9 protein-coding genes and 1 riboswitch are annotated in these 11,692 nt (G+C 67.4%); of the genes, 3 read left to right on the top strand and 6 right to left on the bottom strand.

Going from position 1 to position 11,692, the window contains the following annotated elements:
• The first annotated feature begins 161 nt into the window (after positions 1-161).
• Positions 162-2,126, top strand: coding sequence for a M2 family metallopeptidase (locus N7590_RS14690; protein WP_164241806.1), 1,965 nt, complete (start codon positions 162-164; stop codon positions 2,124-2,126).
• Between the two features lie 118 nt (positions 2,127-2,244).
• Here the strand turns inward: N7590_RS14690 and N7590_RS14685 are convergent, their stop codons facing one another.
• The 3 genes from N7590_RS14685 to N7590_RS14675 form a co-directional block, all read right to left on the bottom strand.
• A complete protein-coding gene (locus N7590_RS14685; protein ID WP_008265644.1) occupies positions 2,245-2,637 on the bottom strand; it encodes a hypothetical protein in 393 nt (130 codons plus the stop codon).
• Between the two features lie 69 nt (positions 2,638-2,706).
• Positions 2,707-3,603 carry a siderophore-interacting protein gene (locus N7590_RS14680; RefSeq protein WP_164087451.1) on the bottom strand — a complete coding sequence of 299 codons (897 nt, stop codon included), beginning with the start codon at positions 3,601-3,603 and terminating at the stop codon, positions 2,707-2,709.
• 141 nt (positions 3,604-3,744) lie between these two features.
• On the bottom strand, positions 3,745-4,971 hold the full coding sequence (locus N7590_RS14675) for a multidrug effflux MFS transporter (protein ID WP_053511928.1): 1,227 nt from the start codon (positions 4,969-4,971) through the stop codon (positions 3,745-3,747).
• Positions 4,972-5,271: 300 nt separating this feature from the next.
• A riboswitch (glycine riboswitch) is annotated at positions 5,272-5,374 on the top strand.
• A 62-nt stretch (positions 5,375-5,436) separates the two neighbouring features.
• Between N7590_RS14675 and gcvP the strand changes: the two genes are divergently transcribed.
• The gene (gcvP, locus tag N7590_RS14670) at positions 5,437-8,304 is read left to right on the top strand and encodes an aminomethyl-transferring glycine dehydrogenase (protein WP_008267226.1); all 2,868 of its coding nucleotides are present in this window, start codon (positions 5,437-5,439) and stop codon (positions 8,302-8,304) included.
• 92 nt (positions 8,305-8,396) lie between these two features.
• On the opposite strand, the gene N7590_RS14665 is transcribed toward gcvP, so the two are convergent.
• The 3 genes from N7590_RS14665 to N7590_RS14655 form a co-directional block, all read right to left on the bottom strand.
• Complete coding sequence (locus N7590_RS14665; RefSeq protein WP_053511927.1) at positions 8,397-8,807, bottom strand: VOC family protein; 411 nt, start codon at positions 8,805-8,807, stop codon at positions 8,397-8,399.
• 103 nt (positions 8,808-8,910) lie between these two features.
• Positions 8,911-10,278, bottom strand: a complete 1,368-nt coding sequence (locus N7590_RS14660) for an amino acid permease (protein WP_164241807.1) — start codon at positions 10,276-10,278, stop codon at positions 8,911-8,913.
• Between the two features lie 82 nt (positions 10,279-10,360).
• Positions 10,361-11,083, bottom strand: a complete 723-nt coding sequence (locus tag N7590_RS14655; RefSeq protein WP_006463165.1) for an AraC family transcriptional regulator — start codon at positions 11,081-11,083, stop codon at positions 10,361-10,363.
• Positions 11,084-11,191: 108 nt separating this feature from the next.
• On the opposite strand from N7590_RS14655, the gene N7590_RS14650 reads away from it, so the two are divergent.
• On the top strand, positions 11,192-11,683 hold the full coding sequence (locus N7590_RS14650) for a hypothetical protein (protein ID WP_164241808.1): 492 nt from the start codon (positions 11,192-11,194) through the stop codon (positions 11,681-11,683).
• The last annotated feature ends 9 nt before the right edge of the window (positions 11,684-11,692 follow it).

The raw sequence follows: 11,692 nt of genomic DNA, 5'->3' as shown, positions 1-11,692 counted from the left end.
GCCATCCCACGGATAGCCCGCTTCTGCTGTTGCTTCGGTCTTTGCCGTTGCTTCTGCGGGTGCAGGGCGCCGCCCTGCCGAACCCAACCGACTTTCGCCACTTGCGGTGGCAGCGGCTGCCCACTAGCCTTCGGCCGTCGTTCACCACCCAAGGACCGCCCGTGAAACACCGCCATCTCCTGCTGGCCTCGGCGATCGCCGCCGCCACGCTGGCCCTGGTCGCCTGCAAGAAGGAACCGTCGCCCGGCACCGAGACCGCCGGCCCCAGCGCGCCGGCCGGCGAAACCGCCGACCAGTTCGTGGCCCGCATCAATGCCGAATTCAAGGCCGCCTACCCGGAGATGACCTCGGCGCAGTGGCTGTCCTCCACCTACATCAACAGCGATTCCGAACGCATCGCGGCCAAGGCCAACGAGCGCTCGCTGACCCAGCTCAACAGCTGGATCGAGCAGGCCGCCAAGTTCGACGGCAAGCCGATGAGCGAGGACAGCAAGCGCGCCATCCACCTGCTGAAGCTGATGTCCTCGATGCCGGCGCCGCGCGACCCGGCCAAGCTGGCTGAGCTGACCCAGATCGCCACCCGCATGGAGGGCAGCTACGGGGCCGGCAAGTACTGCACCGATGCCAACGATCCGAACTCCTGCCGCCAGCTGGGCGAACTGGAGCAGGTACTGGCGCGCAGCCGCGACTACGACAAGCAGCTCGATGCCTGGCAGGGCTGGCACAGCACCACGAAGAGCATGCGCGGCGATTACCAGAAGTTCGTCGGCCTGGTGAACGAAGGTGCCAAGGGCATGGGCTTCACTGATGCCGGCCAGATGTGGCGCAGCGGCTACGACATGCCGCCGGAGCAGATCGGCCCGGAGACCGACCGCCTGTGGGAACAGGTCAAGCCGATGTACGAGCAGCTGCACTGCTACGCACGCGGCAAGCTGGACAAGACCTATGGCAAGGACAAGGCGGAAGTGGGCAATGGCCTGATCGCCGCGCACCTGCTGGGCAACATGTGGCAGCAGGACTGGTCGAACCTGTGGGACCAGCTGGAACCCTACCCGGGTGCCGGCAGCCTGGACATCACCGCAGCGCTTGAAAAGCAGTACCAGAGCAACCTGAGCGCAGCACTGGCCAAGGCTGGCAAGGACGCCAACGTGGCCGCCCAGTACAAGGCGCAGCGCGAGGCCGAACTGCGTACCGCCAGGCAGATGACCGAGCGCGCGCAGGACTTCTACGTGTCGCTGGGCATGCCCTCGCTGCCGCAGTCGTACTGGGAAAAGACCCAGTTCATCAAGCCCGATGACCGCGACGTGGTCTGCCACGCCAGCGCCTGGGACATGAACATGGAAGGCGATGTGCGCACCAAGATGTGCATCAAGCCGAACGAAGAGAACTTCACCACCATCTACCACGAGCTGGGCCACATCTATTACGACCTGGCCTACAACCCGCTGCCGCCGCTGTTCCAGGGCGGTGCCAACGATGGCTTCCATGAAGCGATCGGCGACACCATCGTGCTGGCGATGACCCCCAAGTACCTCAGCTCGATCGGCCTGGTCGATGCGCCGACCGAGAGTCGTGAGGCAGTCATCAACAACCAGATGCGCATGGCGCTGTCGGGCGTGTCGTTCCTGCCGTTCGGGCTGATGATCGACCGCTGGCGCTGGGGCGTGTTCGACGGTTCGATCACCGCCGACAACTACAACAAGGCGTGGTGGGACCTGAAGGCCAAGTACCAGGGCGTGGCCCCGGCCAGCACTCGTGGCGAAGAGTTCTTCGACCCGGGCGCGAAGTACCACGTGCCGGGCAACACCCCGTACACCCGCTACTTCCTGGCGCGCATCCTGCAGTTCCAGTTCTACAAGGGCTTGTGCGATGCGGCCGGCTACAAGGGCCCGCTGCATGAGTGCACCTTCTACGGCAACAAGGAAGCCGGCCAGAAGTACTGGGCGATGCTGAGCAAGGGTGCCAGCCAGCCGTGGCAGGCCACGCTGAAGGAACTGACCGGCACCGACAAGCTCGATGCCGGCCCGATGATCGAGTACTTCACTCCGGTCAACGAGTGGCTGAAGCAGCAGAACGAAGGCCAGATGTGCGGCTGGCAGGCCAACGCGGCCCCGGCGGCGAAATGAAAGAGGGGCGGATCCGCAAGGATCCGCCCCTTTCCGGTAGTGCCGGCCGCTGGCCGGCAACTACGCGATGAAGACACAACGGGCAGCCGGCCAGCGGCCGGCGCTACCGAAATGCCTGTCAGCTGTTCTTCTTCGCCGCCATCGCCGCGGCCAGCTCGGCCTTGAATTCCTCGAAGGTCTGGCCCTTCTCCTTCGCTTCGGCCTGCGCGGCATCGCGCAGCGCATCGGAGTACATCAGGCGCACCGGCGTGCCGTTGCGCTCGTGCAGTTCACCGGCCTGCATGATCAGCGCCAGCACCTGCGCAGCGCTCTCGCTGTGGCCAGCGATGCGGCCGTCCATGCCCAGCACCCATTCGCCGTCACGGCGCACGACCCCGGCCAGCAAGGTGCGCTGTGCATCGCGCAGTTCCGCATGCGGCTCCACCGGCGAGGCCTGGGCTGCAGCCTTGTTGGCGGCCTGCTTTTCCTGGCGACGGCGCTGGTCGCGGCGGGTCTTGGAGCTGGTGGACATGGTGCGGTACCGCTGCGAAGGGGGGCGCAAGGATAGCGCACCCCGCCCGCCGCGCCGTTTCACACCCCCTCAGTCCAGCACTTTGCCGTGCCGCCAGTAGCCCATGAAGGTGATCGCGCGGCGGTCCAGCCCACAGTCGCGGACCAGATGCCGGCGGATCGCCATCACGGCCCCGGCCTCGCCCGCCACCCATGCGTACAGCGGCCCGGCCACGCTGGCATCGGCCTGCTCCCAAAGGATCTGCGCATCGACGTCGATCTCCTCCAGCTCATCGCCGGCGGCCACGCTCGAGGCCGCTGCCAGGCGTTCCTGCACCGCCTGCAGCAGAGGCTGGCCGTAGGCCGCCTGCCCGCGCGGCAGCCAGACCAGTTCGGCGCTGGCCGGCGCGGTCAACGGCACCGCATCACCGGCCTGGGCCACTTCCAGCAGGGCCAGCGTGCGTGGCGGGTCCGCCAGCGCGGCCAGTTCCTCAAGAATGCCGGCCACGGCCGGCAACGCGGTCTCGTCGGCCACCAGCAGCACCTGACCCACACCGGCCGGCGGCTTCCATTCCCAGCCTTCGCTGCTGTCGGCGCAGTCGGCATCCGGAGCAAGCAGCACCACACGGTCTCCCGGGCGTGCATGCATGGCCCAGCGCGAGGCGGGCCCGGTCACGCCGTGGATGACGAAATCGACGTCGACCTCGCCCTGCTCAGCGCGCAGCTGGCGGATGGTGTAGGTGCGCATCGGAGGGCGCTGGTCGTCAGGCAGGGCCCGGTAGCGCGGGTACCAGTCCTCGCCGCTGGGGACCTGCGGCAGGTCCTGGCCGGGCAAGGGGAAGAACACCTTGATCCGCTGGTCCGGGCCTTCGGTCTTCATCCGTGCCACGTCGGCACCGGTGAACACCATGCGGTCCAGCGAAGGGGAAAGCACGCGGCGCTCTTTCAGCGCCACCTCGAACAGGCGGTAGGTCTGCTGCGCAGCCATGGGGGAACCTCATGCAACGACATTGGATCGGCTGGCTGTCGTGCACCCCTGCACCGGCTGGCTGGAGTCCCCAGCCTAATCCGGTGGTGTTCGGTCGCAAGGGTTGCAGGCATCGCGCCCCGCCCTACCCCTGCGCGCTGCTCAATGGCCCGTGCAGGCTGCCTGCGCCACGCGTTCACGCTGGTGTTCCCAGTACCAGAACACGAATCCGACGGCGAAAAAGGCGGCCTGGCCCAGTGCCAGGTGCAACGGGCTGGCACTGAGCAGCGGCGATACCACGCCCGCCACCACGGTGCTGATCATCAGCTGCGCAAAGGCCTGCAGCGAAGACGCCAGGCCTCGCTGATGCGGGTACATGTCCAGCACCGCCAACGCCAGGATCGGGAAGATCAGCGCCATGCCCATGCCGCCCAGGAAAATCGGCATCACCGCCCACGGCAGCAAGAACTGCGGCGCCAGTGCAACGTAGCCGACGTTCAGCAGTACCGACAATGCGCAAAGCGCGAAACCGATGGCGACCTGGCGGGTGGGCGTGGTGTGCCCGGCCATGCGCCCGGACAGGAACGAGCCGGTGGTCATGCCGCCGATGGTCGGAATGAACAGCCAGGCGAATCCCCCCTCGCCCAGATGCAGATGCTGCATCACGAACACCGGCGCCGAGGAGATGTACAGGAAGATGCCGCCGAAGCCGATGCTGCCGGCCAGCGCCAGGCGCAGGAAACGCGGATTGAAGCCGATGCGCACGTAGTCGCGCATCAGCACCCTCGGCGACAGCGGCACCCGCGCCTCGACCGGATGCGTTTCCGGCAGGAAGCGTGCGGTGGCCGCCAGCAGCACCAGTGCGAACACCACCAGGAACCAGAAGATCAGCGGCCAACCCGCACCACTGAGCAGGATCCAGCCGCCGATGATCGGCGCGATCGCCGGGGCGATGCCGAACAGCATCGACACCTGGCTCATCAGCCGCTGCGCGTCATGCCCGTGGTAGAGGTCGCGGATCACCGCGCGGCCGACGATCATGCCGACACCCGCCGACAGGCCCTGCAGCGCGCGGAACGCCAGCAGCGTGGTCAGGTCGGTGGACAGCGCGCAGCCGACCGAGGCGCCGACAAACACCACCAGGCCGCCGAGGATCACCCGCTTGCGGCCCCAGGCATCGGACAGCGGGCCGTGCGCCAGGCTCATCAGGCCGTAGAACAGCAGGTACACGCTGATGGTCTGCTGCACCGCCACCTCGTCCACCGCCAGGCGCTGGGCCAGCTGCGGGAAGGCCGGGAAGATGGTGTCGATCGAGAACGGACCGAACATGGCCAGGCCGGCGAGCAGCAGGGCCATGCGGCGGGTGGAAGGAGCAACAGCGGCGGTCATGGGGAAGGCGTCCGGCAGGGCCATGCGCGGCACGCACGGCGGGCGCCGGTCCCCCTGCAGCAGGGACGGCGCCAAATGAATTCGGGTATCCGCCCATCATAGGTGGGGATTGCGCCCGATGCCATGCAGCAGTGCACAAAACGCACGGACGGGCCATCGGCCATTCAGGCGCGGCTGCACCCGCCGGGGGCGGCCCACGGGCCCGCGACGGGCTATAATCGGCGGGCAACACGGTGGGAGAAGCGGAACACCGCTGCCGAAGGCGCAACGCCCGTAATCGCTCAGGCCCGATACCACCCGTAACACAACTCTGGAGAGACCGGTTCGATCCGGCGCCGAAGGGGCACGAAGCTGCGGCCAGCCGCACTTCCAAACTCTCAGGCAAAAGGACAGAGGGGCGCCCCGCAGACCGCCGACCGGCGGCTTGTGCCCGTGCGTGTGCCCTTTCCTGACGGATCCTTCGCCATGTCCCAGAACACCCCTTCCCTGCGTGAGCTCGAGCACCATTCCGCGTTCGTCGAGCGCCACATCGGCCCCAACGATGCCGAGATCGCGCAGATGCTCGACGTCGTCGGCCACGCGTCGCTGGATGCGATGACCGATGCCATCGTGCCGGCCAAGATCAAGTCGCCCGCACCGCTGGCACTGCCGGAATCGATGACCGAAGTGCAGGCACTGGCGAAGATCCGTGCGATCGCCGACAAGAACACCGTGCTGCGCAGCTTCATCGGCCAGGGCTACTACGGCACCCACACGCCGAACGTGATCCTGCGCAACATCCTGGAAAACCCGGCCTGGTACACCGCCTACACCCCGTACCAGGCGGAAATCTCGCAGGGCCGCATGGAAGCGCTGATCAACTTCCAGACCCTGTGCGCCGACCTCACCGGCATGGAAATCGCCAACGCCTCGCTGCTGGACGAAGCCACCGCCGCCGCTGAAGCGATGACCCTGGCCAAGCGTTCGGCCAAGTCGAAGTCGGACACCTTCTTCGTGCACGACGCCGTGCACCCGCAGACGCTGGAACTGCTGCGCACCCGCGCCGAGCCCATGGGCATCGTGCTGCGCGTCGGCACCCCGGCCGAGGCACTGGAAGCGGAAGCCTTCGGCCTGCTGCTGCAGTACCCGGACACCTTCGGCCAGGTCGGCGACTACAAGGCGCTGGTCGATGCCGTGCACGCACGCGGCGGCCTGGTCGCCGTGGCCACCGACCTGCTGGCGCTGACCCTGCTGGCCGCCCCGGGCGAATGGGGTGCGGATATCGTGGTCGGCAACAGCCAGCGTTTCGGCGTGCCGTTCGGCTTCGGTGGCCCGCACGCTGCCTTCATGGCCTGCCGTGATGCCTACAAGCGTTCGATGCCGGGCCGCCTGATCGGCGTCTCGGTGGATGCGCAGGGCAACCCGGCCTATCGCCTGACCCTGCAGACCCGCGAGCAGCACATCCGCCGCGAGAAGGCCACCTCCAACATCTGCACCGCGCAGGTGCTGCTGGCGGTGATGGCGTCGATGTACGCCGTCTACCACGGCCCGGACGGCCTGACCCGCATCGCCCGCCGCACCCACCGCCTGGCCTCGATCCTGGCCGCGGCGCTGCGCACGGCCGGCGTGCAGGTCGGTGGCGACTTCTTCGACACCCTGCATGTCACCGGCGTGCACGCCGATGAGATCCACGCCAAGGCCCGCGCCGCCGGTTACAACCTGCGCGCGATCGACAGCGACTCGGTCGGCATCAGCCTGGACGAAACCGCCACCCGCGCCGACGTGGTCGCGCTGGCTGCCGTGTTCGGTGCGCAGGCCGACGTCGACGCACTCGATGCCAGCACCGCCGACGCGCTCCCGGCCGGCCTGCTGCGCCAGTCCGCGTTCCTGACCCACCCGGTGTTCAACACCCATCACAGCGAGCACGAACTGCTGCGCTACCTGCGTTCGCTGGCCGACAAGGACCTGGCGATGGATCGCACGATGATCCCGCTGGGCTCGTGCACGATGAAGCTCAACGCCACCGCCGAGATGATTCCGGTGACCTGGCCGGAGTTCTCGCAGATCCATCCGCTGGTGCCGGCCGACCAGGCGCTGGGCTACAAGGAACTGATCGACACGCTGGAAGCGATGCTGGTCGAATGCACCGGCTACGACGCGGTCAGCCTGCAGCCGAACTCCGGCGCGCAGGGCGAATACGCCGGCCTGCTGGCGATCCGCGCCTACCACCGCTCGCGCGGTGAAGGTCATCGCGATATCTGCCTGATTCCGGACTCGGCGCATGGCACCAACCCTGCCTCGGCGCAGATGTGCGGCATGAAGGTGGTGGTGACCAAGACCGACGCCAACGGCAACGTCGATGTCGAGGACATCCGCCTCAACGCCGAGAAGTACAGCGACCGCCTGGCCGCGATCATGATGACCTACCCGTCCACGCACGGCGTGTTCGAGGAAGAGGTGGTGGAGATCTGCGAGATCATCCACCAGCACGGCGGCCAGGTGTACACCGACGGTGCCAACATGAACGCGCTGGTCGGCGTGGCCAAGCCGGGCAAGTGGGGTTCGGACGTTTCGCACCTGAACCTGCACAAGACCTTCTGCATCCCGCACGGCGGTGGGGGCCCGGGCGTCGGCCCGTGCGCGGTCAAGGAGCACCTGGCCCCGTTCCTGCCGGGCAAGCTGGGTGACCACGGCCCGGTCGGCATGGTCAGCGCGGCCAGCTTCGGCAGCGCCTCGATCCTGCCGATCAGCTGGATGTACATCGCCATGATGGGCAGCGAAGGCCTGCGCAAGGCCACCCAGGTCGCGCAGCTCAACGCCAACTACATCGCCAAGCGCCTGGCCCCGCACTTCAAGACCCTGTACACCGGCCGCAACGGCCTGGTGGCGCACGAGTGCATCCTCGACGTGCGTCCGCTGGAAAAGACCAGCGGCATCGGTGCCGAGGACGTGGCCAAGCGCCTGATCGACTTCGGCTTCCACGCCCCCACCCTGAGCTTCCCGGTGGCCGGCACGCTGATGGTCGAACCGACCGAGAGCGAATCGCTGCACGAACTGGATCGCTTCATCAACGCGATGATCCAGATCCGCGAGGAAATCAGCGCGATCGAAGACGGCCGCCTGGACCGCGAGGACAACCCGCTGAAGAACGCACCGCACACTGCCACCGCAGTGACCGCAAGCGAGTGGACCCACGCCTACCCGCGCGAACTGGCCGCCTTCCCGCTGGCCAGCCTGAAGCAGAGCAAGTACTGGCCGCCGGTAGCGCGCGTCGACAACGTGTACGGCGACAAGAACGTGATGTGTGCCTGCATCCCGGTCGATGCCTACAAGGACGATGAAGTCGAGGCGTAAGCCTTCGATCCATCGGAAATGAAAACGGCCCGCGCAAGCGGGCCGTTTTTTCAAGGGTCTGTGGAGCAAGGTCCACACCCACAAAAATCCGATCACGGGTCCGGCATCTGCCCCAGGCTCAACTGCCAGGACACGCCGAAGCGGTCCTGCACCCATCCGTAGCGGTTGCTGAAATCGTAGTCGCCCACCGGCATCAGCCAATGACCGCCCTCGCCCAGCACCCGCGCCGCGCGCTCGAACTGCTCGGCGCCGGCACACTCGACGAACAGCGAAATCGAGGGCGAGAAGGTGAAGTCGTGTACGTCCAGGCTGTCAAAACACAGGTAGTGGGTGCCGCCGAGCAGGAAGATGGCCTGGCGGACCTGGCCGGGCACGCCGGCACCGGCCCCCTCCGGGTGGCGCTGCAGGGCCAGCAACCGGAAATCGGCAAAGGCTTCGGCATACAGGGCCAGGGCGGCTTCGGCCTGGCCGGTGAACATCAGGAACGGACGGCTGCGCAGCATGCGGAACTCCTGTTCGACGGGCCGGTGACGGCCCACACAATCAGCATCGCACGCCCGATGTGCAGCCCCCGTGGTAGTGCCGGCCGCTGGCCGGCAGCTTCCATCACGCCTCGCGCATCCGCCGCGCGATGGCGCTGCCAGCGGCGATGGTGGCGGTCAGTGCCACCATCGACAGGAACTGCAGGCGGGTATGCGACTCACTCAGCAGCAGGCCGAAGATCAGCGCCAGGATCGCCAGCGCGCAGCAGGTCAGCCACGGGAAACCGGCCATGCGGAACGGCAGGCGCGTGCCCAGGCGATCCGCGCGGCGGCGCAGCACCAGCTGCGAGACCAGCGACAGCGTCCACACCAGCAGGCAGGTGGAACCGACGATGTTCAGCAGCACCGGCAGTACCCGGTCCGGGAACAGCAGTTCCATCACCGTGGCGGCGAAACCGAACAGCACGCTGGCCAGCACAGCGACCACCGGTACCTGGCGCGGATCGGTCCAGCCAAGCACGGCCGGGGCTTCGCGGCGCTGCGCCAGCGAATACATCATGCGCGAGGCACCGTAGAGGTTGGCATTGAGCGCCGACAGCAGCGCGATCACCGCGATCAGGGTGATGGCGGTGCCCGCCCCCGGAATACGGGCGATATCCAGCACCGCGGCGAACGGCGACTTCAGCGCCTCGCTGGTCCACGGCACCACGGCGATGATCACGCTCAGCGAGCCGATGTAGAACACCAGGATGCGCCAAGCCACGGTGCGGATGGCACGCGCGATGCTGCGCTCGGGGTCTTCGGTTTCAGCGGCGGCGACGGCCACGATCTCGGTGCCGCCGAAGGCGAACACCACCACCAGCAGCGCTGCACCGATACCAGCCAGGCCCTTCGGTGCGAAGCCGCCATGCTCGGTGAAGTTGCTCAGGCCCGGTGAGGTCACCTGGGGCAGCCAGCCCATCAGCAGCGCCACGCCGATGGCAATGAACGCCAGGATCGCCACCACCTTGAGGATGGCGAACCAGAACTCGAATTCGCCGAAGTTCTTCACCCCGAGCAGGTTGATTGCGGTGAAGAACAGCATGAACGCCAGCGCCGCCATCGGTACCGGTATCGCTGGCCACACCGTGGCCAGCAGGCCGGCCGCACCCACCGCCTCGGCGGCGATCACGATCACCAGCTGCACCCACCACAGCCAGCCGACGGTGGCGCCGGCCGTGGCGCCCATGGCATCGGCGGCGTACACCGAGAACGCACCGCTGGTCGGTTTGGCCGCCGCCATCTCGCCCAGCGCGTTCATCACGATGATCACCAGCGCACCGGCGACCAGATAGGACACCAGCACCGCCGGACCGGCCGCCTGCACACCCACGCCCGAGCCGAGGAACAATCCGGCACCGATGGCGCTGCCCAGGCCCATCATGATCAGCTGGCGGGGCTTGAGCGAATGTCCGAGGCGGGACGGCGAAGCGGTCGGAATCGAATTGGGCATCGGCAGGGCTGGCGGCGGGCTACAGGGGCGACACCTTACCCTGTCCCGTGCCCACGGGGATAGGCACAGCGCAGCAGGCGGCTCAGGCCAGGGCCGGTTCGCCGACGTTCCCACCGATACGGGCCCGATAGGCACGCGGCGAGAAACCGGTTTCAGCCTTGAACTTGCGGGTGAACGCACTCTGGTCGCTGAAACCGCAGGCCTGGCCGATGCAGGCGATGCTGTCGTCACCGTGCAGCAGGTGCATGGCCATCTGGATCCGCAGCCGGGTCAGCACCTGCTGCGGGGTCATCTGGAACACCTTGCGGAAGCTGCGCTCCAGTTTGGACAGCGAGAAGCCGGTGATGTCCAGCAGGGTCTGCATGCGCACGTTCTCGGCGTAATGCGCATTGAGGTGGGCCAGGGCCAGCCGCAGCTGCTCGTACTGGGTGCCGAGGCTGTCCTTCTGGCCGAGGTCGCGGGAAATGCCGATCAGGCCCTCGATGGCCCCATCGACCAGCAGCGGACGCTTGCAGGTCAAGCACCAGCCTGGTTCGCGGTTGGCGAACAGGTGCAGCTCCATCAGGTTCTCGATCACCTCGCCGGACAGCACGCGGGCGTCCTGGTCGACATAGTCCGCACTGAGCCCGGTCGGGTAGATCTCGGCCGCGGTGCGCCCGATCACATCCTTGCGCGCGCGCAGGCCCAGCCGTCGCAGCATGGTCTGGTTGACGTGGGTGTAACGCCCCTGGCGGTCCTTGATGAAGAACAGCACGTCCGGAATGGCGTCGAACAGGGCTTCGATGTCGGCGGGCTCGACTCGCATGCGGCAAGCATAGCCGAGGCGGCCTTGCCGGTGCGATCACCCTTGCGGGACTTGTGCTTAACGCCGCCAGGGCCACCGTGGGGGCCAGCCCCCACCGGAGACCCCGCCATGCCACGCGGTGACAAATCCGCCTATACCGACAAGCAGAAGCGCCAGGCCGAGCACATCGAAGAGAGCGAGCGCCAGCGCGGTGCCAGCGAAGGCACGGCCGAGCGCATCGCCTGGGCCACCGTGAACAAGCAGGACGGGGGTGGCAAGCGCAGCGGCAGTGGGCGCAAGAGTGCCGGGAACACTGCCAGCAAGGCACCGGCAAAGAAATCGGCCACGACGTCGGCAGCCAGGAAGACGGCTGCACGCAAGACCGCGGCTAAGAAAGCGCCTGCGAAGAAGACCGCCGCCAGGAAGACGACTGCCGGCAAGGCCACAACGAAGAAGACCGCCGCAAAGAAGGCACCCGCTCGCAAGACGCCGGCCACGAAGGCGAGCACCGCCGCGTCACGCAGTGCCGCCGCGAAGAAGGCAGCCAAGACCCGTGCCGCGAAGAAGAGTGTGCGCAAAGCGGCGGCGAAGAAGGCGGCGCGCACCCGCGCCAGTGGCTGATCGCGAGCC

Origin of the sequence: Stenotrophomonas sp. GD04024 (assembly GCF_029837545.1) — a bacterium.
Classification (GTDB): Bacteria; Pseudomonadota; Gammaproteobacteria; order Xanthomonadales; family Xanthomonadaceae; genus Stenotrophomonas; species Stenotrophomonas forensis.
The sequence above is the reverse complement of the archived record's forward strand: the minus strand, read 5'-3'. Positions and strand labels throughout refer to the sequence as shown.